The sequence below is a fragment of the Acinetobacter halotolerans genome, assembly GCF_004208515.1.
In the GTDB taxonomy this organism is placed as follows: domain Bacteria; phylum Pseudomonadota; class Gammaproteobacteria; order Pseudomonadales; family Moraxellaceae; genus Acinetobacter; species Acinetobacter halotolerans.
The window spans coordinates 203,245-227,138 of sequence record NZ_SGIM01000004.1; the positions used below are offsets into that span (position 1 = coordinate 203,245).

A 23,894-nucleotide genomic window follows, 5' to 3' on the forward strand; every position below is an offset into this window, starting at 1 on the left:
ATACTGTACTATCTTGCGCCAAAAAAGCCGATCTCGCAATGAGAGCTATAGTTCGTAAGGTGGCATATCAATAGAGTATCGCTTTGTTGTCATGCAATGACTTTATTTTGTACAAAAAATACAGTACCGTGTCATGAGCGTTATATAGGATTAGGACGATCAAAATGAATGCACCAGCGACATTGACCCAGCCAGTGGAATTCACTTTACCGATTAAAGATTACAATGAGTTTTATCGCTTTTATTTAACCGAGCATCGTAGTATTGCCAGCCGCCGTTTGCATGTAGCGGGAAGTTCAGTTGGCTTATATTTCTTTAGTAAAGCGATTCGTCAGCGCAAAGCCAAATATTTGGCTTATGGTTTATTGTCGGGTTATGCCTGTGCATGGGTTGGGCATTTCTTCTTTGAACATAATAAACCTGCAAGTTTTAAACAGCCGCTTTTTAGCTTTATTTCGGATTGGCGGATGTTGTCCGATGTTGCACGTGGACGTTTGAGTTTGGTGGATCGTCAATTTGATAAGATAGATTCCTAAGTTGAATCATCGCTAAAAAAATAATCAGAGTTAAAACGACATAATACGTCGCTAAGCTGCTTCGGCAGCTTTTTATTCGCTCTGATTTTCATCGTTTAAAAGTGACAACACACAACCTCTCTTTAAATTTCCGAATAGAAAATATAATCTGATGTGAATTTACTTATAGTGAAATTCTAATGCGCGGTGTTTACCTCATTACCAATGATGATCCTCTCCAATTATTACTAGAAAAATTAAATGCAGCATTGGGGACTGGGCATATTGCCATTTTGCAATATCGCCGTAAAAAAGTAGCGAAATTAGATCAACCAACCGAAGTCGAACAAATCAAAAGCCTTTGTGAAAAATACCAAGTTCCATTTGTGATTAATGATGATTTGGCAATGGCGGAAAAATTTGGTTTAGGAGTTCATCTTGGGCAGTCAGATGGTGAAATTACCGAAGCGACTCAACGTTTAGCGCAAGATGTCATTATTGGGCGTACTTGTCTCAACTCATTAGAGCTGGCTGACAAAGCAATCGCCGATGGGGCAAGCTATGTTGCCTTTGGTGCTGTATATGCAACGGCAACCAAGCCTGAAGCAGGAAATGTTGGCATAGAGGTTATTCAACAAGCCAAACAAAAATATCATGTACCGATTTGTGCAATTGGTGGTCTAACCGTCGAAAATTCTCAAGCGGTGATTGATGCTGGGGCGAGCCTTTGTGCGGTGATTAGTGATATATTAGGACGATCAACAGCCGAAATTCCTGCTCGTGTAGATGCATGGGCCAAGTTATTTGCATAATTTTTTCATTCGCCTTGTGGAACTGTAATCGTTCCTCATTTTCGATTTAGGTTGAGTCTTTTATGAGTTTATCTCCAAAGCAAGAACAGTTATTTAAACAAGCAAATAAACATATTCCGGGCGGTGTAAATTCGCCTGTACGTGCATTTAACGGTGTTGGTGGTACGCCTGTCTTTATTGAAAAGGCAAAAGGTGCGTACTTGTGGGATGTAGATGGCAAGCGTTATGTCGATTATGTTGGTTCATGGGGACCGATGATTTTAGGCCATGCGCATCCTGATATTATCCAAGCAGTCCAAACTGCGGCTGAAGATGGTCTGAGTTTTGGTGCGCCAACAGTTCACGAAACCACTTTAGCGGACACGATTTGCGATATCATGCCTTCAATTGAGATGGTCCGTATGACCAGTTCAGGTACAGAAGCAACCATGACCGCGATTCGTTTGGCTCGTGGCTATACAGGTCGTGACAAAATCGTGAAATTTGAAGGCTGCTATCACGGTCATTCAGATTCATTATTAGTTAAAGCAGGTTCTGGTTTACTGACTTTAGGTGAAGGCGAACCAACATCGAAAGGTGTGCCAGCCGATTTCGCTAAACATACCTTAACTTTACCGTATAACAATATTGAAGCTTTGAAGGAATGCTTTGCGAAGTTTGGTCATGAGATCGCAGGGGTAATCATTGAACCTGTTGCAGGTAATATGAATTTAGTTACGCCAATTGAAGGCTTCTTACAAGCGATTCGCGATGTCTGTGATGAATACAAATCTGTGTTTATTATTGATGAAGTGATGACTGGTTTCCGTGTTGCTTTAGGCGGCGCTCAGTCGGTTTATAACGTAAAACCTGATTTGACCACCTTAGGTAAAATTATTGGTGCAGGCTTACCAGTCGGCGCTTTCGGCGGTAAACGTGAAATCATGGAATGCATCGCACCTTTAGGCGGTGTCTATCAAGCAGGTACATTGTCGGGCAATCCATTAGCAATGCGTGCGGGTATTGCAATGTTTAAACACCTTCGTGAACCAGATTTTTATGACAAGTTAGCAGCACAGTTAGCAAAATTGCTTGCTGGTTTACAGACTGCGGCAGATGAAGCGGGTATTCCATTTAAGACCCAACAAGTCGGTGGTATGTTCGGTTTGTATTTCACCGATCAAGAGGACATTACCAGCTTTGATTCCATGTTGGCGTGTGATGTCGAAGCATTTAAGAAATTCTTCCATGGCATGTTAAAGCGTGGTGTTTACCTTGCGCCATCTGCATTTGAAGCAGGATTTATTTCGTCGATGCATTCTGATCAGGATATTGCCGATACTATTCAGGCAGCAAAAGAAACCTTTGCTGAAATGAAATAACGCTGTGATGCCTACATAAGCCCGATTTTTTCGGGCTTTTTTAATGGAATAGTTTTAGGTTGATCGGAATAAAAATAGACCTTAATCGATTTAAAATAATCAATAATCAGAATGCAATCTTACTGAGTTCCCAGTTATTTGTATGATAAACCATAACTAGGAACAGCAAAGTTAAATAATCTTTACTGTACCGCAAGATAAAATAATGCTTGAATAGTAAACTATATTTGCGCTTATCTTTAGCTGTCCCAAAGCCTTAACATTTTGGCTTGTGCAAGCTTTAGATGGCGCTTTTATGGATCATATTTTAAATAAGCTTTTGATAAAAAACTCATAGGAATGGAGTAATAATGAAAACTAAACATTATTTAACTGCGGCGGATGTGGAAATTCTGGTTGATGCAGCATTGCATTATGCGACCGAGCATGATTTTAATGTCAGCGTTGCCGTTGTCGATGACAGTGGAACATTGTTGATGATGAAGCGTATGGATGGTGCATCGGTATTATCGACACAGATTTGCCAAGAAAAAGCCCACTCTGCTGCGGTCAGTCGTAGGGCAACCAAAGTATCAGAAGATCTGATTCGCGATGGCAAAATCGGCTTTTTAACGGTAAATGCAGCAAAAGGCATGTTAGAAGGCGGTGAGCCGATTGTCTATCAAGGGCAGGTTGTCGGAGCTGTTGGTGTTTCAGGGGTGCAATCTTTTCAGGATGCAGAAATTGCCCAGTATGCGATTCAACAATTTTTAGAGCAACAGGCCTAAATTATCGTTTAAATTCGATTCTGGATGAAATATCGAGAGAAACACGAAAAAAATCAGTAAAAATACGTGTCATGCATTGTAATTCAGCGCTAAGCTTTTTATGATTGCCCGCTTGTTTTCATCCAGTCGTTGGAAAGCTACCTTGAATGATTTTCTAAGTGAACATTTGATTCATCGTGATGAAGATTTTATGGTCATCCATAAACCAGCAGGCTTACTCACAGTACCGGGTAAAACTGCTGATTTACAAGATTGTTTGATCAATCGTTTACTAGAATTAGAAGCAAAAACGTTGCTCATCCATCGTTTAGATCGAGATACTTCAGGTATCTTAGTGTTTGGCTTATCTAAGTTTGGTCAAAGCAACATTTCACGTCAATTTCAAGATCGTCAAACCTCAAAAATTTATCAAGCATTGGTGGCTGGACATTTACATGGTCAGGGCACGGTCGATATTCCTGTGATTTATGATCCAACTCGGCCACCACTTCATATCGTCGATGCCTCATATCACAAACCTGCATTAACCGAATGGCAAGCGATTGAGCATTTTGAAACTCAAGGGCAACCTGTTACACGTGTTAAACTGACGCCAATTACAGGGCGTTCACATCAGCTTCGCGTACATATGCAATATTTGGGTCATCCTATTCTTGGCGATACATTATATGCCACAGCACAACAGCAACAGCTTTATGCGCGTTTATGTTTACATGCAACGCAATTGAGCTTTGCTCACCCTAAAACAGGTGCGACACTCACTTTTGATTGTCCTGTGCCGTTTTAGCAGTAGATTTTTTGATTAAATAGGATGTAGAGCACGCCATTTGAGTTTGCTTTATGTCAAAATATTGGGGTTATTAGGTGGTTCAATCACACCATAATACCAAACTTAAAACTACATAAAATAGCTTAAACTTTCGTCGGTTTAACGCATACAATATGTAGGCTAACATGAGATAAAGGTGGAATAAATTGCAGCAGTTTGCTATTGGTCAACGTTGGTTATCAGATACAGAAACTGAACTTGGTTTAGGTGTTCTTATTGATGTAGATGAACGTTCTATCAGCATTTTATTTCCAAAGAGTGATGAGACCCGTGTTTATGCACGCAATAATGCACCTTTGTCTCGGATCATCTTTAATGTCAAAGATGAAGTTCAAGACCAAGAAGGCGTTAAATGGATTGTTGAGTCAATCGAAGATCGTCACGGTGTATTGCGTTATGATGTGATTCGCAGCTTAGAAAATGGCGAGCAAGAGCGTAAATCTCTGAATGAAACCCGTATTGGCGCGCAAATCCAGCTTTCAAAACCATTAGAACGTCTGTTAGCTAGTCAGGTCGATTACAAAGAATGGTACGACCTCCGCATTGAATCTATGCTGTTACAAGCGCAAATGCATACTAGCCCATTGCGTGGTTTCCTTGGTGCGCGTGTGGGACTGATTCCACATCAGCTTTATATTGCGCATGAAGTCGGTAAGCGTTTTGCACCACGTGTTTTATTGGCCGATGAAGTGGGGTTAGGTAAAACCATTGAAGCGGGTTTAATTATGCATCAACAACTAAAAACAGGGCGTTCAGAACGTATCCTGATTTTAGTGCCTGATTCATTGCAATATCAGTGGATGATTGAAATGCGTCGCCGTTTCAATTTGCAATTCTCTTTATTTGATTTGACCCGTACTGCTTCGATCAAAGAACATGATCCTGATCTCAATCCATTTTTAACTGAGCAATGCATTATTGCCAGCGTAGATCTGATGGTTGACCATGAAGATTTACGTGAACAAGCCATCGAAGCTGGTTTCGATTTACTCGTGGTTGATGAAGCACATCATTTAATGTGGAGTGAAGAAGAGGGCGGTAATGATCGTTATGATCTGGTCGAAGAGCTTGCAGAACAAACAGCGGGTGTATTATTGCTTACAGCAACACCTGAGCAGTTAGGCGTAGAAAGTCATTTTGCCCGTTTACGTTTGCTCGATCCGCAACGTTTTAGTAGCTTAGATCGTTTCCTCGATGAAGAAGAAAAATATCAACACACTGCAAAAATTGCGGAAGTGTTGATGTCAGATGATGCATTGACTGAAGAGCACCTTGCGGCACTGGAAAGCTTATTGGGTCATCGTATTGACGATCAGCCTGAACAGCGTATGCGCGCTATTCATGAATTATTAGACCGTCATGGCACAGGTCGTATTTTATTCCGCAACACCCGTGAAGCGATTCAAGGTTTCCCTGGACGTGATTGTCAGCCAGCACCATTGCCAGCGCCAGAAGGTTGGTCAATGGATGGTAAAATGCGTGAGCAGATGTGGCCAGAAGAAGGTCAACTTGATGGCGCATGGATGGAAAGTGATCCGCGTGTATCATGGTTGATGGAAGTGCTACGCAAAGATTTAAAACATAAGAAAGTGTTGTTGATTGCACGCAGTGGACCTGTGGTTGAAGCACTCGAAAATGTCTTACGTTTACACGCAGGTATTCGTACGGCGATGTTCCATGAAGGCATGAGCTTATTGGAACGTGACCAAGCGGCGGCATATTTTGCTGAAGACAGTTATGGTGCGCAAATTCTGTTGTGTTCTGAAATTGGTTCGGAAGGGCGTAATTTCCAATTTGCCAGTGATTTAGTTTTATTTGACTTGCCTTCAAACCCTGACGTGCTTGAACAGCGTATCGGACGTTTAGACCGTATTGGTCAAGAAAATCGTATTCAAATTCATGTGCCGTATTTGATTGGTACTGCGCAAGAGCGTATGTTCCGTTGGTACAACGAAGCGCTCAATATTTTCAGCAGTATTTCACCGACAGCACAAACACTGCAAGAAAACTTCATTATTGAGCTTAAAGACTGTTTGTTGGCGGATCAAGGTCAGACCTTTGAAGATCTACTTGAAGAAGTCAATGTTCAACGTCAAGCCCTAGAAGCTGAGTTACAAGCGGGTCGTGATCGTTTGTTAGAATACAATTCATGTCGCCCTGTGGTGGCACAAGGCATTGTACAAGCACTTGAAGACTATGATGACAATACGACATTGCCAATGTTTGTAAAACGTTTTATGTCATCGACCAATATTGATTTTGATGAGCAAAGCAATGGCACCGTGATCATTAAACCAACTGATCAGATGCAAGTCCAAGGTTTGACTTTAGACGAAGAAGGTATGACCGCAACCTTCTATCGTGATCAGGCACAGATCCGTGAAGACGCACAATACTTGACGCTGGAACATCCATTTATCGAAAGTATGATGGAAATGATCCGTACTCAATCCTTTGGTAGTACCAACGTTGCATTGCTCAAATCCAATGCTTTGAAACAAGGTTCGGTATTGCTTGAAGTTTGGTTTAAAGTGGAAGTGATAGCACCGAAAGCACTAAACTTGCCTTCAAGTTTGCCAAAGCAATTGATTCGCGTATTGCTCAGTGAAAATGGTCAAGATTTATCTGCCAAAATTGATCCAAGTATCTTACGTCCGTACTTACATCATTTAGATGGCAACAGCTGTCGCCAAGTGGTGAAAGCGCGCCGTGATGTCATTGAAGAGCGCTATGCGCAAGCTTTGGAAATTGCCAAGACATCTTTACCAGAGCTGACTCAACAAGCCAAAGAACACTACAGCAATAAATGGCAATATGAAATCGAACGTTTAACCTATCTTAAACAGTTCAATCCAAGTATTCGTCAAGATGAAATTGAGCGTTTACAAAAGTTCCAACAAGAGGGATTGGGTTTATTGGATGGTCTTTCTGTGACACCAGAAGCGATTCAGGTTTTGGTGGTGGTAAAGCCTTAAATTTATAGTTTTAATAAAAAAACGAGGGTATTGCCCTCGTTTTTTTATGCTGAGATAAAATTATTTTTGGTCGATATTGGCTTCCAAGAACCATAAATATTGATCTAAATCTTCCAAAGCAGCATGAATAATATCTTCAGAAATTGGATCTTCAATTTCATCAATGGTGTCACGCAAATGATTTGCCACCACGCCATAACGATCGGCAAGTTCTTTTAAGTGATCTTGTACAGCATGTATAGCGACGGGATAAGGTTTTAAATGTGAGCTTTCAGCAACGGTTTGTGTGGTTCCTAGTGCCGTTCCACCAATTTGGACTGCACGTTCTGCAACATTATCCAAATGCGTAATAAGCGAGGTACGGAACATATCTAACATTTCATGAACCGCGATAAAGTTACTTCCTCGCATATTCCAGTGTGCTTGTTTGGTCAGCAATGATAAATCAATAAGATTGGCAAGAATTTGATTGAGTATTTTAACGGTGGCTTCTTTGATCGAGTCGTCTAAATTATTACGTGTATAAACTTTTAAAGTTTTAGCTGCTGAAGAACTCATAGTTACCTCATTCAATTATAGTAGGGTGAAACAAAGTGAATAAAACCTTTATTTCAACTTAGCCTACGCCTAATGATGGGGGATTGAGTGTTTTAATTTTCTGTGCTTTTGTAATGCTTAGTCTATAAAAATAGGGTAAGTATATAATATTCAAATACTTACCCTATTGGAATTGTAATTTAGAGTTTTCGAGTGCCATTTATCTTAGACTGGCTTCATCCAAATGACGTGCGCCCTCTAAAATCATACGAATCATCACCATGGTTTGTTCTGCAACTTCTAGACGTTGTTCGGCAGGCAGATCAAGAACTTTTGCCCCCATATTGAAAACCAATTGGGTGATGGCTTTCGCTGCAATATCCGCATGGCTGATTTTGCTGTTATTCATTTGCTCCAAACGAATCAGATCTTCTTGTAATTCTTGTTGGAAAAAAATCAACTGGCGATCAACTGCGGCTTTATAAGAGGTCGAACCTGTATAACTCTCACGAAGTAATAAGCTGAGATTGCCTTCATCGGCATCGAGTTGCTGAATAAACACTTCAACTGAGCTGCGGATGATACTTTGCTGTAACACGGCTTTTAATCGCGCTTCACGAATAATTTTACGCAAAACTAAGCCCGCTCGATCAATTAAGGCAATGGCGAGTTCATCAATATCCTTAAAATGACGATAAAAACTATTGGGTGCAATTGCCGCTTCACGTGCAATTTCTCGAAGACTGAGTGATGAAATGCTTTTTTGTGGACCGATTAAATTTAAAGTTGCTTGAAATAATTCTTCTTTGGTAATCGTCGCTTTTCGCCCAACAGTACGGATGGGATGTTTAACTGGATTGACATCTTGTTGCGCTAATGTGTCATGAGTTGGTGCTGTCAAAGAAGAATGAACCATTGTTGTCAAAATATAAGTGAGCTAGTTCAGAGTATAGCGGTTGTCTGTGAACTTGTGAAATACAAATTATTATACACATGTATATATACAAATATATATACATGTGTATAATAATTAAAAAACAACCAGAGTAACTGCTCATGTATGCAACCGAAAAGAGAAATTCTCTATTCAATTCATTGGCTCAAAGCGTAATGAACAGCCATGACGCCAATTTTTGGTTACAGAAAATCAATCCATTATGGTCGATTAATCAACCTTTAGCCAAAGTCGTAAAAAAACAAATCGTGGCAAAAGATACCGTGAGTCTTATTTTGCAGTGCAATCGTCATGTAAAGCGTGGTGTAGCAGGTCAGCATCATCCGATTACTGTTGAGATCGCTGGTCGTCATTACGAACGTACTTATAGTTTGATGCAATTAGATGAAGATAATCTTTGTTTAACGGTTAAAAAGGTTGATCAAGGAATCGTGAGCTCTTGGTTGGTTGAACAAAGTAAAATCGGAGATATTCTGTATTTCGGTCAACCGTATGGTGAAATGCAACGCCATCATATTCAAACCCCTCATTTATTACTATTGGCGGCAGGTAGTGGCATTACCCCGATGTTGAGTTTGATTGAGGAAATGTGCCAATCAAAACAACTTGTGCGTATGCCTGTTCAACTGATGTATTGGGTGAAAACGCATGAAGATGCAGCTTATGCTGAATATTTAAAAGAAGTTGCAGAAAATTTTCCAAATTTTAGTTATCAAATTTTTTATACCCAAGAACAAGATCAACGTTTAAACCACAGCCATGTAGCGCAATTCACGACTTTAAGTGAAACGACAGTATATGCATGTGGGCCATCAGGATTTGTAGCGACAGCGGAAACATTGTTTGCAGATGCGGCCTCGATTCAGACAGAAGCATTTAGTTTGAGTCAATTTGATGTTGATGCAAATGATACGGGCTTTATTAATGTTCGGTTGACCCAGTCCAATAAGACTGTGGCAATTCCAAAAGGGCAATCGATCTTAGCGAGTTTGGAACAACAAGGCATTAAGCCAAATCACGGCTGTCGTATGGGAATCTGTAATAAATGCGCCTGTAGCAAAGTGCAAGGTGCAACCAAAAATCTTCTCAATGGCTCAGCCAACCATGAACCAGCTCAGCTATTAAAAATTTGTGTAAATTCGGCTCAATCAGATCTTGTGATCGACCTATAACAGAGAAATTAATTATGAATATGCCTGTTAAAATTGAATATTTTAAAAATCCTAAAAACCGTGATTTGACTGCCGCAGAGTTAGATGATTTTGCACGTGAGCTCGATCAAATCAAACAAGAGGTCTTGAATGATTTAGGTGAAAAAGATGCCAAATATATCCGTCGTGTCTATTCTTCTATTCGTTATAGCAGCATATTAGGGCGTGCTTTGTTATTCGCTGGTTGGTTTCCGCCGGCATGGTTGTTGGGTACAGGTTTATTGGGCTTTGCCAAAATCATGGAGAATATGGAGCTGGGCCATAATGTAATGCATGGCCAATATGACTGGATGAATGATCCAAAATTCAATGGTCAGACCTATGAGTGGGACACTGTAGGAACATCAGACAATTGGCGACAAACGCATAACTTTAAGCACCATACTTACACCAATGTGAAAGGGATGGATGATGATGTTGGCTATGGTGTGTTTCGTCTGTTTCCCGAACAACGTTGGTCGAAACTTACTTTGATTCAACCTTTGTACATCGCGCCATTTAGCTTGTTATTTCAATGGGGCGTTGCGATTCAAAACCTTGAACTAGGTAAAGTGATATACAAGCGTAAATCAATCGCGCAATTAAAGCGTGAATGGCAGCCAGCGCAAAAGAAAATCATGAAACAAATGTTTAAAGATTATGTGTTTTTCCCACTGATTGCAGGGCCTTCGGCAATTCCTGTTTTTGCAGGTAACTTGGTTGCCAATGGGATTCGTAATGTTTGGACATTCAGTATTATTTTTTGTGGTCACTTCACCAAAGATGTCGAAGTTTTTCCTAAAGCTATTTTACAAAATGAAAGCCGTGGACATTGGTATATGCGTCAGATTCGTGGCTCATCCAATTTAACGGGTTCAGAAGCTTTTCATATTTTGACAGGTCATTTGAGCCATCAGATTGAACATCATTTATTTCCAGATATTCCTGCACGTCGCTATCGTCAAATCGCACCGAAAGTTCAGGCTGTCTGCGAAAAATATGGCTTAAATTATAATAACGCGAGCTTTGTGAAACAGTTCGGTGAAGTGGTTGGGCGTATTTTTAAATATGCATTGCCGTTTAAGAAGTAAATTTTTGAACATAAAAAAGCCCTGAGTTTAATTGCTTCGGGGCTTTTTTATTTAGACTGTTTTGCAGGTCATCTTGTGATTATTTAAACTGAATTGCACCGTTGGCATTGACAATAATCTTAGATTCACCAGCTGCCATATCTTGAGCAGGTGCAGCTTCAGCCATCGCGAATTTAGCCATACCACCACGCATAATCGGCTGCGGGAAATAATTACTGGTATTTAGATTTAAACTTACAAGATTATATTGGGCTTTATTCCAAGCTTGGCTAATGGCTTGTGCGCGTTGCTGGAAGTTTTTAGATGCCTCAATCATCAATTCATTTTCAACTTTTTTACGTTGCTCATCTGAGACGGTAAAGTTGATGGATTGAGTTTGGAAGTTTTGTTGTAATTCACTGATCAGCTGACTAGCAGCTTTAAAGTCTTTACTTTCAAGTTGGATTTCAGCACGAGCTCGCCATTCTTTGAGTTTTCTGCTGTCATTGTCATAAACTGGATAAGTACTTTGTGCACCAGTCTCTACTTTTACTTGCGAGTATTTGCGAGAAATTGCTTGCGCTTGATTCATCAATTGATTGATTTGATTTGAAAGCTCAGCAGGCTGTTTGTGGCTTTTCTCAATATAGAGAACTGCACGCATTTCATCATTCGCCACTTGACGTGAGGCATCGGCTTGAATATTGACAATGTTATAATTTAGTTTTTCTGGCTCATGGGCAAAAAGAGTGGGGCTCAGTGTTGCTCCAAGCATCATAGTCATGAGAGTTAAAGTACGCATAAAAAATCCTTGGAATTTAGTATCAAAAATTTATTTTTACATGTTCGATATTAAAAAGAAGCAGTGGAAAATATCTGCACATTTTGTGGGGTATTTGTAATATCTGTGTAGTATCTTGCAAACGAGAAATAAAATATAAATCTTTTATAAATTAGTATCTTAATTGATCATATTTGACCATTTATCTAAAAATAATTTTCTGGTTAAAAAAAGCTTACTTTCTTTCGCTTGTCACATAGTATGATGATAATTCATCATACTTAATTGAAAGAACTTTTTTTTCAATAATATTAGATCAGTGTAAGGCATAAAAAGTATTTCTTTTCTCTAAAAATTAGGTATCATCTCGCTCCTAGTTGAAAGATATAAAACATTGTGTCTGCACTAGATTCTAACAAGCACCGAGTCCTACGACCGCAAGTCACCAGACTTATTTCTTTTCCCCATATCAGAGATGGTAATTCGATATGAGCGTTACTTCCGTAAATCCTGCCGCTAATGCAACCAACGAATATTATTTGACTCGCCAAAGTCAGATGGAATCAAATGTTCGTAGTTATCCTCGTAAACTACCGTTGGCAATAGCAAAAGCGCAAGGCTGCTGGGTTACTGATGTTGAAGGTACAGAGTACCTTGATTGTCTAGCTGGGGCAGGAACATTGGCTTTAGGTCATAATCATCCTGCGGTGATTCAAAGTATTCAAGATACATTGGCAAGTGGTTTGCCATTACATACTTTAGATTTAACGACTCCTTTAAAAGATGCGTTTACAGAAGCACTTTTGGCATATTTGCCAGGTGGTAAAGAAGAATATTGCTTACAGTTTTGTGGACCTACGGGCGCAGATGCGACCGAAGCAGCGATTAAACTAGCAAAAACTTATACTGGTCGTAGTTCTGTGATCAGCTTCTCTGGCGGTTATCATGGTATGACCCATGGTGCGTTATCGATGACGGGTAACTTGAGTGCAAAAAATGCAGTCAATGGTTTAATGCCAGGCGTACAATTCATGCCATATCCGCATGAATATCGCTGTCCACTCGGTTTGGGCGGTGAAGCTGGTGTTGATGCTTTAACTTACTTCTTTGAAAACTTCATCGAAGATGTTGAAAGCGGCGTAACTAAACCTGCTGCTGTGATCCTTGAAGCGATCCAAGGCGAAGGTGGTGTGGTGACTGCACCAATTAAATGGTTGCAAAAAATCCGTGAAGTGACTGAAAAGCACAACATCGTTTTAATTTTGGACGAAGTTCAAGCTGGTTTTGCACGTTCAGGTAAAATGTTTGCCTTTGAACATGCTGGTATCGAGCCTGATGTTGTGGTGATGTCAAAAGCTGTAGGTGGTAGCTTACCGCTTGCGGTATTGGGTATTAAACGTAAGTTTGATGCTTGGCAGCCAGGCACGCATTCGGGAACTTTCCGTGGTAATCAACTCGCAATGGGTACGGGATTAGCATCACTTGAAGTGATTAAGGAACAAAACCTTGCCCAAAATGCTCAACAACGTGGTGATTTCTTACAAGCAGAACTGAAGAAACTTGCGCAAGAGTTCCCATGTATTGGTAACGTGCGTGGTCGTGGTTTAATGATTGGTATCGAGATCGTTGACGAACGTAAAGCAGCAGATCATATGGGTTCTCTTCCTGCCGATGCTCAGTTAGCAGCAGCGATTCAAACTGCATGTTTCAACAATAAGTTATTGCTTGAGAAAGGTGGTCGCAATGGTACGGTTATTCGTTTACTTTGCCCATTGATCATCAATCAAGATGAATGTGTTGAAGTTATTGCGCGCTTCAAAAAAGCAATTGCTGAAGCATTAAAAGCAGTGCGAGGCTGATTCATGGTTGATTTTGCAGAACATCGTAAAGCGTTACTCTGCAATGATGCTCAATCCATTGCTGACTATCAGTCAGCAATGGGCGAAGCGGTCGAAGCCGTTTCAGCATGGTTGCAAAGCGATAAAATGTACACAGGCGGAAGCATTAAAGATTTGCGTGCCGCAATTTCTTTTAATCCATCAAAAGAAGGGTTAGGTGTACAACAATCATTACAACGTATGATTGAGCTTTTTCTGAATAAAAGCTTAAAAGTACATCATCCGCATTCATTAGCACACTTACACTGTCCAACTATGGTGACAAGCCAGATTGCGGAAGTGTTAATCAATGCGACCAACCAATCAATGGATTCATGGGATCAAAGCCCTGCGGGTTCATTGATGGAAGTGCAGTTGATTGACTGGCTTCGTCAAAAAGTTGGTTATGGTGCAGGTCAAGCAGGTGTGTTCACTTCTGGTGGTACACAGTCGAACTTGATGGGTGTCTTGCTTGCGCGCGACTGGTGCATTTCGAAAAACTGGAAAGACGAAAATGGCAAGCCATGGTCTGTTCAGCGTGATGGTATTCCAGCCGAGGCGATGAAAAACGTCAAAGTGATTTGTTCTGAAAATGCACATTTCTCTGTGCAAAAGAACATGGCGATGATGGGCATGGGCTTTCAGTCAGTTGTGACTGTTCCTGTCAATGAAAATGCGCAAATGGATGTCGATGCACTCGAAAAAACCATGGCGCATCTTCAGTCTGAAGGAAAAATCGTCGCTTGCGTTGTTGCAACAGCGGGTACGACAGATGCTGGTGCAATTGATCCACTCAAGAAAATCCGTGAAATTACCACAAAGTATGGTTCTTGGATGCATATTGATGCGGCTTGGGGCGGTGCACTGATTCTTTCAAACGACTATCGTTCGATGCTGGATGGGATTGAATTGTCTGATTCCATCACGCTTGACTTCCATAAGCATTATTTCCAAAGCATTAGTTGTGGCGCTTTCTTGTTGAAAGACGAAGCAAACTATCGCTTTATGCATTATGAAGCAGAATATTTAAACTCTGCTTATGACGAAGAGCACGGTGTACCTAACCTTGTTTCTAAATCATTGCAAACGACGCGTCGTTTTGATGCATTGAAATTGTGGATGACTGTTGAAGCATTAGGTGAAGAGCTTTATGGTTCGATGATTGATCATGGTGTGAAATTAACACGTGAAGTTGCTGATTATATTAAAGCAACTGCTGGTCTTGAATTGTTGATTGAACCACAGTTCGCTTCAGTTTTATTCCGTGTTGTACCTGCAGGTTATCCAACTGAATTTATCGATAGCTTAAACCAAAACGTCGCAGATGAATTATTTGCACGTGGTGAGGCGAATATTGGTGTGACGAAGGTCGGTCAAGTTCAATCATTGAAAATGACCACATTAAGCCCTGTTGCAACACTTGAAAACGTACAGAACTTGCTTGCACTTGTGCTTGCAGAGGCTGATCGTATTAAAGATGCGATCGTAGCGGGAACTTATGTTTCTGCTTTAGATTAATCGTTGAATCGGTTGAAAAAGGCACAGATATCTGTGCCTTTTTTATTTTTGGAGACGAAGGCTGATCGAGGTTGCAAAATTTAGGGTGCATTGCATTGTGCAAAAAAATAGCTAAACTAGAAAAAACTGCAAATAATTTACAACTAAAATTGATCATCATCAAAGCGTCATAAAGCTGTAACTTTATTGTCATATTATCTATTCAAAATGCAGTTAACCAAAGTGCAACACTTAAATCCAAAAAGAGTTGTAATTCAAATTGCATAAATGAGAGAGAAATAGAATGCGCTTAAATCCACGTCAAATCGCACTTGCTATAACATTTGCTGGGGTAGCTGTAGCATCCACTGCACATGCAGCTCGTGATACTATTCAGATCGCAGGTTCTTCAACTGTACTGCCATTTTCAAGTATTGTTGCTGAAGAGTTCGGTAATACTTTCCCACAATTCAAAACTCCTGTAGTGGGTTCAGGTGGTTCTTCAGGTGGTTTGAAACAATTCTGTCAAGGTGTTGGTGACAACACGATTGATATTGCAAACTCTTCACGCCCGATGCGTAGCAATGAAGTTCCAACTTGTGCAAAAGCAGGTGTAAACAAGATTCATGAAATCAAAATTGGTTATGACGGGATTGTTTTTGCATCAAATATTAAGAAAGCTGAGTTCAAATTAAAGCCATATCATATTTTTACTGCGATTGCAGCTGAGTTACCATCGAATGGCAAAATGGTTCCAAACCCATATACACATTGGAATCAAATCGATAAAACACTTCCTAATGAACCTATTACTTTGGTCATTCCTGGCTCTAACCATGGTACGCGTGAAGTGTTCCAAGAAAAAATGGTTGATGCAGGTTGTGAAGCATACGAATATATTAAAAACTTAGATAAAGATGCGCAAAAGAAAGCATGTACTAATTTCCGTCAAGGCGGACGTGTGATCGAAATCGCAGGTGATTATACTGAAACATTGGCTCGCTTAAAAACCTCTCCAAGTGCGGTTGGTGTTTTTGGTTTGAGCTTTTATGATCAAAACCGCGACAAATTACGTGTAGCTAAAGTAAACAATATCGTACCAACAGAAGCTGCGATTTTAAGTGGTAAATATCCTGTATCACGTCCTTTATTCTTCTATGTGAAAGGCGAACACCTACAATCAGTGAAAGGTTTACCACAGTTTGTTGAGTTTTTCTTAAACAAGAAGACTTCAGGTAAAGGTTCAAAATTAGAACGAGCGGGTTTAATTCCATTGTCTGATGCTGAGCGCGCAAAAATCCTTGCCGACTTTAAAGCTGGTAAAGTATTTAAGTAATATTGGTGTTAACAGAGGCTGATGGTGAGGGGGGATTTACCATCGGCCTTTTTGTCAAACTAGGTTTTTTCAAATGATTAGAATTGGAAAAACGGTGGAGATCGCATGAATCTGCTACTCATAGGTGTGTTATTAGCCCTTATGGCAATTGCATATCAAATCGGGCTGAGCAAAAGCCGTAACCTAGCAGGTAAGGGAAATAACTCAGTTACACTACATTCACGCCCTGGTTATTATGGTGCGTTGGTTGCTTTGTGGTGTGGTATTCCTGCTTTTTTAATTTTGATCACGTGGAACTTGATTGAACCCAGTATTTTACAACATATTATTCTCAATCATATTCCTGCATCTGTGAGTGCTTCTTTAGATCCCGCTAGTCAGGATGTATTGATTCGTCGTGTTCAGGCAATTGCATCAGGTTTTGGTGTGACTGGTGAGCCGGTTGCTTATGAAGTCGCAGCAGCACAGCAACTGGCTAGATTCGAAGCGATCGGTACTTTTGCAAAAATAGCAGTGGTGATTAGTGCGGCGCTAGGTGGTTTAATTTGGGCCAAAAAACATGTAAGTGAACAGTATCGCGCGCGTAATCAAGTAGAGCGTGCGATTAATGTCGCGCTGATCCTATGTTCGGGTGTTGCCATCTTGACCACTATCGGCATTGTGATGTCAATGTTTGGTGAAGCACTCAACTTCTTTAAATTCGTAAGCCCAGTTGATTTCTTCTTTGGTACAGTCTGGCAGCCAGGATTTAGCCAAGTTGGTCAAGTATCAGGGAGTTATGGACTATTACCATTATTGTGGGGAACATTAATGGTGAGTGCAATTGCATTGTCAGTTGCAGTACCTGTTGGCTTAATGATCGCTATTTATCTAGCTGAATATGCCTCACCACGTTTACGTTCTTGGGCAAAACCAACTATCGAAGTCTTAGCGGGTATTCCGACCATTGTGTACGGTGTATTTGCGATGATGATTATTGGTCCATTTATTAAGATGGCAGGCGCAAGCGTCGGTCTTAATATTAATGCCACCAGCGCACTGACAGCTGGTCTGGTCATGGGGATCATGATTATCCCATTTGTATCTTCTTTGTCAGATGACATTATTACTCAAGTGCCTCGTACCCTACGTGATGGTTCATTAGGTTTGGGAGCGACCAAATCAGAAACGATTCGTCGCGTGATTATTCCAGCAGCATTGCCGGGTATCATCGGTGCATTTCTATTAGCGGCTTCTCGTGCCATCGGCGAAACCATGATCGTGGTTCTGGCTGCAGGTAATAGCCCAGTTTTACATGCGAATCCATTTGAAGCAGTTTCTACGGTCACGATGACCATTGTTACTCAGTTGACAGGTGACTCAGATTTTTCTAGTCCGCAAGCTTTAGTGGCTTTTGCATTAGGCTTAACGTTGTTTGTTATTACTTTAGGTTTAAACATTGTCGCATTGTACATTGTGCGTAAATATCGTGAGCAATACGAATGAGTTCATCAAATACATCTTCTCCTGCGGATCAAAATGTATTTGATCCACAAGTAGCGCAAGAGTTACGTGCACAACGTAAAGAAAGAATTGAAAAGTCGCTGGGCAAACGCCATCGTAAAGAAAAAGCATTTCGTTTCTTTGGATTTTCTGCTGTTGTGCTTGGTTTAGCCTTTGTCGCACTTTTATTTACGAGTATTTTGGCAAAGGGTTTGCCTGCCTTTTGGCAAGCCAGTATGACAGTACCTGTTTATTTTGATCCTGCCATCATCGATGTAGGACCAAAACCAAAACAGATTGCTGGCGAAGCACCAGTCGATTATCAAGAGCGCTTTGTGGCATGGCAAACTGAAATGGGGATGGTTGACTGGGATGCATTGATTATCAATGGCCTGGTTGCAAAAGAACCATCTTTAGCAGATAAACAAGATGATTTGAGCCGATTATATACTAGCTCGGAGTCGTATCGTTTACGTGATATGGTTTTCGCAGATCCATCTTTGATTGGTAAAAAACAAGAAATTGAGTTTCTTGCTGATGCCAATATCGATGTGTGGCTTGCAGGTAATATTGATCGTTCTTTGCCAGATGAGCAACAACAATTGAGCGCAGAGGTTCGTCAGATTGCGGACGAACTGAAAGAAAAAGGCATTATTTCAAATACGTTTAACTTTAACCTGTTTACCAATCCAGATTCTCGCAGCTCTTTGGCATCAAGTGGTTTAGCGGGTGCTTTTATGGGCTCTCTGTTTATGATGTTGATTGTGATCTTTATTTCGATCCCAATTGGTGTTGCGAGTGCGATTTATCTGGAAGAGTTTGCGAAACAAAATTGGTTGACGGATATTATTGAAGTCAATATTAATAACTTGGCTGCCGTACCTTCAATTGTTTTTGGTTTGTTGGGTGCTTCGATTTTTATCGGTTGGCTGCATTTACCGATTTCAGCACCTTTGGTCGGTGGTTTAGTTCTGAGTTTGATGACATTACCTACGGTGATTATTACCACACGTGCATCATTAAAAGCAGTGCCACCTTCGATTCGTCAAGCGGCTTTGGGGTTGGGCGCATCTAGAGTCCAAACGGTATTTCACCATGTTTTACCATTAGCTTTACCTGGGATTTTAACCGGTGCAATTATTGGGGTTGCGCAAGCATTAGGCGAAACTGCACCATTATTGCTTATTGGTATGAGTGCTTTCGTAGCAAGTGTACCAGCGTCACCATTAGATCAATCTACGGCATTACCAGTACAAATTTTCTTATGGCAGGGTAATGAGTTGCGTAATTTCTTTGAAGGGCGAACTGCGGCAGCAATTATTGTATTGCTTGCATTAATGATCGGTTTAAACAGCCTTGCAATTTGGTTACGTAAGAAATTTGAAGTACGTTGGTAATCGGAGATAACATGATGAATACTATAGATACCACGAACTCCTTAGAAAAGGATAAATCAGTGAACCCACAGCAAACTCAATTTACATCATCTGAACAACCTGCACAGCAAAATACAGCTTTTGTCGCGCAATTTGAAACATCTGCCCATACGAAAAAACTGCAACATGGCGATGTGAAAATCAGTACGCAAGATGTTCATGTTTATTATGGTGAAACTGAAGCGATCAAAGGTATCGATCTTGATATTTACCAGAATGAAGTGATTGCTTTTATTGGGCCATCTGGTTGCGGTAAATCAACGTTTCTACGTACTTTAAACCGTATGAACGATACGATTGATATCTGTCGCGTAACTGGTAAGGTCACTTTAGATCAACAAGATATTTATGATCCTAATCTTGATGTGGTGTTGTTACGCGCACAAGTAGGGATGGTGTTCCAAAAGCCGAATCCTTTTCCAAAATCAATTTTTGAAAACGTTGCATATGGGCCAAAACTTCATGGCCTAGCACGCAATAAATATGATTTAGAAGAGATTGTAGAAAATAGTTTACGTAAAGCGGGTCTGTGGGACGAAGTAAAAGATCGTTTAACTCAACCAGGTACGGGGTTGTCAGGTGGTCAGCAACAACGTTTGTGTATTGCGCGTACGATTGCAGTGAGTCCTGAAGTGATCTTGATGGATGAGCCGTGTTCTGCACTTGATCCAATTGCAACTGCTAAAATTGAAGAATTGATTTCTGAACTTTCAGAACAATATACCATTGCCATCGTAACGCATTCGATGCAACAAGCTGCACGAGTTTCTGATCGCACAGCTTATTTCCATTTAGGCGATTTAATTGAAGTGAATTCAACTGAAAAAGTCTTTACTCAACCTGATCACCAATTGACAGAAGCTTATATTACGGGTCGTTTCGGTTAATTATTTATCCGCGTACAACCTACTTAAAAGCATCCTTCAGGTCAGACCTCGCGTCTGGCTAGTTGGATGTTTTTTTGTTATATCGATGAAAATGAATCTATTTTGCAAAATCACTATTGAATTTTTATTGAACAGACCACATCTTAGAGCAATAAAGCCGAACTAAAGAGCACTTATTTTATGTTATTCCATTTACCTAAATTTCCTGCTGAAATCCGTATCAGCCATTTAAATGCGCGTGTAAATGAACAAAGAAAAAAGATTACGCAAACCACCGCATCTCGTTTGGAATTATTACAGCTTGTTCAACAACTTGCTAAAGAAGCAAAAGTTCGTAAAAAGAATGACCGAAAAATTTATGTACTCGACTTTAAAGGGGATATTCAAGCATCGGCAGTTGATTCGATTCGTGAAGAAATTACCTTGATATTGGCCACAGCCAAAGCGGGACATGATCGTGTTGTGGTGCGACTAGAGAGTCCTGGTGGAATGGTACATGGCTATGGCTTGGCAGCTGCACAGTTGGTACGTTTACGTGATGCAGGCTTTCACGTCACCATCTGTGTTGATAAAGTCGCTGCAAGCGGTGGCTATATGATGGCATGTATTGCTAATGAAATTATCTCAGCGCCATTTGCGGTGGTGGGTTCAATTGGCGTGGTCGCACAGGTGCCAAATTTCAATCGTTTGCTGAAACATAATAATGTTGATTTTGAGCTATATACCGCTGGGCAGTACAAACGTACCGTTACTATGTTTGGTGAAAACACTGCTGAAGGCAAAGCCAAGTTTGAAGAAGAGTTGCAGCAAACGCATGTTCTATTTAAGCACTTTATTGAAAAATATCGTCCGCAGTTGGATGTGGAAAAAGTTGCAACAGGTGAACATTGGTATGGTGAAGATGCGCGTGAATTAAATTTGGTCGATAAATTACAGACTTCTGATGAATATTTGCTGAGCTTACTGCCACAGCATGACGTCTATGTGATCAACACGCGTAAACGTCCAACTTTGGGTGAAAAACTTGGTCTACAAGCTGCACAAATGGCAGAGAGTTTGATTCCGACTGTAATGAACAAAATTACTGATAGTTTAGTTAAAGCGAACAGTACCTTGGTTCAAATGCGTGATCCTAAATTCTAATTAAATTTGGATGAGCCTCTCTTAACATGAAACCAGTCAACCTGACTGGTTTTTTTTATTTTTAAATGACTATTTTTTAAATAAATTTAGCTGTGGATTTGAATACATGGTCAGTTAAACAAACATGACAAAACTTTTTATGGGCAATGATTGTTCTGATCGCAATCATTTGATATTTTAATTGCTAGATTAATAACTTAATTATTCATTAATCGACAAGTGTTTAAAAATATAATTGATCAGTGAGCATAATAATGACAAAGGTTGTCGTTTCTTCAAAGAAAAATTTAATGACTTTACAAGATGCGCAAATGCAAGATGTGATTCTTAATCAACCTTCTATTGTTCAGATTGGTGTAACTCAAGCAGATATTAAATCCATGATGAAACAAGGTGATGACCTTGTCATTACATTGAAGAATGGAGAAAAAATTGTCATTAGCGGTTTTTATAATGATGTAAATGTTACTGAACATACGCTGGCGCTCGTCAAACAAGATGGCACATATGAGATTGCACAATTTGATGATTCAGGGAAATTTATTCGTTATGTGCCCACTACTCAATTATCTCAATTTGCATATACCGAAGCACCAGCACAAGCCTCAATAGCACAGAGTGCAGCAGATGACTCGGGGATCAGCAAATCCCAATTGATGAAAGCGGGTCTAGTTGCTCTAGCTGCTGAAGGGATTTATTTATGGGCGGTTAAAGATGATGATGACAAGGATAAAAATAATAATAAATCACCAGATATCACCCCCCCAGCTACTCCAACCGCAACTTTATCCAGCGATACCCAAACCATCACAGGAAAAACAGAAGCAAAAGCCAAGATTTTAATTAGAGATCTCACTGGCAAAGTTATTGCTACGGGTCAGGCTGATGATCAGGGGAATTATACCATCAAGCTCGATCAACCTTTGGTCGATGGCAATAAGGTTAGCGTTGTTGCAGTAGATCGAGCAGGAAATGTTTCTCAAGGTACAGTTGTCACTGGAACAAAGGATACAATTGCCCCCGAAGCACCCACTGCACAATTAAATGCAGATGGAACAATTGTGACGGGAAAAACCGAAGCCAATGCCAAAGTGTCTATTTATGATGCTGATGGAAATCTTTTAGGTACGGTGAAAGCCAATAAAGAGGGGTTATATTCGATTCAAGTTTCACCACCATTAACCAGTGAAAACGGAGGAACGGTCGTCGCAGAGGATGCGGCTGGTAATAAGTCGGAACCTTCAAAGGTGGTTGCGGGCAAAGATACGGTTGCACCTGAGCAACCTTTGATTGAGGTGAATAAAGAAGGTACTTCTATCCATGGAAAAGCTGAGGTTAATGCTAAGGTCATTATTAAAGATGCGGCTGGGAATGTGATTGGCAGTGGTACGGTTGATGCACAAGGTAAATTTGAGGTGAATATTTCTCCTGCACTAGCTTCAGGCGAAAAAGGTTCAATTATTATTGAAGATGCGGCAGGAAACCAATCTAAGCCTGTCGAAATTAGCCCAGGAAAAGACACAATTGCACCCGATAAAGCCTCAGTACAAATCACCGCTGATGGAGACTCGATTTCTGGAACAGCTGAAGCCAATGCCAAAATAGAAATCAGAAGTGCGGATGGAAAAATTATCGGTACGGGTACAGTTGGAGCGGATGGGAAATTCACTATTGCTGTATCACCAGCTTTGACTGATAAAAATATCGGTAAGGTTTATGTGATTGATGCAGCAGGAAATCGTTCTGTTGAAACAAATGTTGTGGGAAATAAAGATACCATTGCGCCAACTAAGCCAATATTAGAAAAAGTTATAGATGATGTTGGAGATGTAAAAGGTGCAATTTCAGCAGGTGGCAGCACCGATGATGCTAGACCGACTTTATCTGGAAAAGGGGAAGCCAAAGCTGTTTTAACCATTTATGATAATGGTCAACCGATCGGGACAGCGACTGTCGGAAATGATGGAAAATGGTCTTTCGAGCTAAGTAAAGACCTCGCTTTGGGATCACATAAAATCACCCTCACACAGACTGATGCTGCCGGGAATACCAGTGAGATGAGCGATTCTTTTAGTTTTACTGTGGTTGCTCCAACAACGGCCAATACAGTTGCGCTCAGTGAGAATATAGAATCAGATCCAATTGAAATCTCTCTAGTAGAGTCCATTGATTTAGCGGCTTTGGAAAGCGATTCGGTAGCAATTGTTGTTGAACCGTTAGAGCTTGAAAACATGCTAATAGATGATCTACTGATCTCATCGGACCAGTCTGCTGATCAAGTTGATGATGTACTCAATCAGTTTGTAGGGACGGAATCAGCTGTTGCTGTCACGACTCAAGCAGCAAATTCAACACATGTTGAATATGCGCAAGTAATGAAATCTGATCCTCTTGAACAGTTAGAATTCTTGCAGCATTCAATCGTTTGATAAGCGAAATGATGT

At 40.5% G+C, this 23,894-nt stretch carries 19 protein-coding genes; 16 read left to right on the plus strand and 3 right to left on the minus strand.

From position 1 onward, the window contains the following. The first annotated feature begins 164 nt into the window (after positions 1–164). The 6 genes from EXE30_RS07150 to rapA all read left to right on the plus strand — a co-directional run bounded on the left by EXE30_RS07150 (position 165) and on the right by rapA (position 7,259). Positions 165–536, plus strand: a complete 372-nt coding sequence (locus EXE30_RS07150; RefSeq protein ID WP_121929528.1) for a DUF962 domain-containing protein — start codon at positions 165–167, stop codon at positions 534–536. A 179-nt stretch (positions 537–715) separates the two neighbouring features. Then, the gene (thiE, locus tag EXE30_RS07155; protein ID WP_005197801.1) at positions 716–1,327 is read left to right on the plus strand and encodes a thiamine phosphate synthase; all 612 of its coding nucleotides are present in this window, start codon (positions 716–718) and stop codon (positions 1,325–1,327) included. A gap of 62 nt (positions 1,328–1,389) precedes the next feature. Then, positions 1,390–2,688 (plus strand): glutamate-1-semialdehyde 2,1-aminomutase, encoded by a 1,299-nt coding sequence (gene hemL / locus EXE30_RS07160; RefSeq protein ID WP_130161807.1) that lies wholly within the window; start codon positions 1,390–1,392, stop codon positions 2,686–2,688. Positions 2,689–3,038: 350 nt separating this feature from the next. Next, complete coding sequence (locus EXE30_RS07165) at positions 3,039–3,455, plus strand: GlcG/HbpS family heme-binding protein (RefSeq protein ID WP_130161808.1); 417 nt, start codon at positions 3,039–3,041, stop codon at positions 3,453–3,455. 142 nt (positions 3,456–3,597) lie between these two features. Then, positions 3,598–4,242: an RluA family pseudouridine synthase gene (locus tag EXE30_RS07170; RefSeq protein WP_171457338.1), complete on the plus strand. Its 645-nt coding sequence runs from the start codon at positions 3,598–3,600 to the stop codon at positions 4,240–4,242. A 188-nt stretch (positions 4,243–4,430) separates the two neighbouring features. Beyond that, positions 4,431–7,259 carry an RNA polymerase-associated protein RapA gene (rapA, locus tag EXE30_RS07175; RefSeq protein WP_130161810.1) on the plus strand — a complete coding sequence of 943 codons (2,829 nt, stop codon included), beginning with the start codon at positions 4,431–4,433 and terminating at the stop codon, positions 7,257–7,259. Between the two features lie 60 nt (positions 7,260–7,319). On the opposite strand, the gene dps is transcribed toward rapA, so the two are convergent. Both dps and fabR read right to left on the minus strand, forming a co-directional pair. Then, positions 7,320–7,817: a DNA starvation/stationary phase protection protein Dps gene (gene dps / locus EXE30_RS07180; protein ID WP_005197794.1), complete on the minus strand. Its 498-nt coding sequence runs from the start codon at positions 7,815–7,817 to the stop codon at positions 7,320–7,322. Positions 7,818–8,016: 199 nt separating this feature from the next. Further along, positions 8,017–8,712, minus strand: a complete 696-nt coding sequence (fabR, locus tag EXE30_RS07185; protein WP_130161811.1) for an HTH-type transcriptional repressor FabR — start codon at positions 8,710–8,712, stop codon at positions 8,017–8,019. 140 nt (positions 8,713–8,852) lie between these two features. Here fabR and EXE30_RS07190 point away from each other — a divergent pair, with 140 nt between their 5' ends. Both EXE30_RS07190 and EXE30_RS07195 read left to right on the plus strand, forming a co-directional pair. Then, positions 8,853–9,923: a ferredoxin reductase gene (locus EXE30_RS07190; RefSeq protein WP_130161812.1), complete on the plus strand. Its 1,071-nt coding sequence runs from the start codon at positions 8,853–8,855 to the stop codon at positions 9,921–9,923. Positions 9,924–9,937: 14 nt separating this feature from the next. Beyond that, on the plus strand, positions 9,938–11,032 hold the full coding sequence (locus tag EXE30_RS07195) for a fatty acid desaturase family protein (protein WP_130161813.1): 1,095 nt from the start codon (positions 9,938–9,940) through the stop codon (positions 11,030–11,032). A gap of 79 nt (positions 11,033–11,111) precedes the next feature. On the opposite strand, the gene EXE30_RS07200 is transcribed toward EXE30_RS07195, so the two are convergent. Next, positions 11,112–11,813: an SIMPL domain-containing protein gene (locus EXE30_RS07200; RefSeq protein ID WP_130161814.1), complete on the minus strand. Its 702-nt coding sequence runs from the start codon at positions 11,811–11,813 to the stop codon at positions 11,112–11,114. Positions 11,814–12,280: 467 nt separating this feature from the next. Between EXE30_RS07200 and EXE30_RS07205 the strand changes: the two genes are divergently transcribed. From EXE30_RS07205 to blp2, 8 genes are all read left to right on the plus strand, one after another. Beyond that, positions 12,281–13,651, plus strand: coding sequence for a diaminobutyrate--2-oxoglutarate transaminase (locus tag EXE30_RS07205; RefSeq protein ID WP_130161815.1), 1,371 nt, complete (start codon positions 12,281–12,283; stop codon positions 13,649–13,651). A 3-nt stretch (positions 13,652–13,654) separates the two neighbouring features. Then, on the plus strand, positions 13,655–15,187 hold the full coding sequence (locus EXE30_RS07210) for a pyridoxal phosphate-dependent decarboxylase family protein (RefSeq protein ID WP_130161816.1): 1,533 nt from the start codon (positions 13,655–13,657) through the stop codon (positions 15,185–15,187). A 283-nt stretch (positions 15,188–15,470) separates the two neighbouring features. Further along, entirely contained in the window at positions 15,471–16,502 is a 1,032-nt protein-coding gene (locus EXE30_RS07215; RefSeq protein WP_130161817.1) for a substrate-binding domain-containing protein, read from the plus strand. Positions 16,503–16,607: 105 nt separating this feature from the next. Then, the gene (pstC, locus tag EXE30_RS07220; RefSeq protein ID WP_130161818.1) at positions 16,608–17,987 is read left to right on the plus strand and encodes a phosphate ABC transporter permease subunit PstC; all 1,380 of its coding nucleotides are present in this window, start codon (positions 16,608–16,610) and stop codon (positions 17,985–17,987) included. After that, positions 17,984–19,381 (plus strand): phosphate ABC transporter permease PstA, encoded by a 1,398-nt coding sequence (gene pstA, locus EXE30_RS07225; RefSeq protein ID WP_130161819.1) that lies wholly within the window; start codon positions 17,984–17,986, stop codon positions 19,379–19,381. Before pstC ends, pstA begins: the two co-directional genes overlap by 4 nt. 14 nt (positions 19,382–19,395) lie before the next feature. After that, the gene (pstB, locus tag EXE30_RS07230) at positions 19,396–20,307 is read left to right on the plus strand and encodes a phosphate ABC transporter ATP-binding protein PstB (protein WP_130161835.1); all 912 of its coding nucleotides are present in this window, start codon (positions 19,396–19,398) and stop codon (positions 20,305–20,307) included. 180 nt (positions 20,308–20,487) lie between these two features. Then, positions 20,488–21,450 carry a protease SohB gene (sohB, locus tag EXE30_RS07235; protein WP_130161820.1) on the plus strand — a complete coding sequence of 321 codons (963 nt, stop codon included), beginning with the start codon at positions 20,488–20,490 and terminating at the stop codon, positions 21,448–21,450. A gap of 254 nt (positions 21,451–21,704) precedes the next feature. Further along, positions 21,705–23,879, plus strand: coding sequence for an Ig-like repeat protein Blp2 (gene blp2, locus EXE30_RS07240; RefSeq protein WP_130161821.1), 2,175 nt, complete (start codon positions 21,705–21,707; stop codon positions 23,877–23,879). Positions 23,880–23,894: the final 15 nt, after the last annotated feature.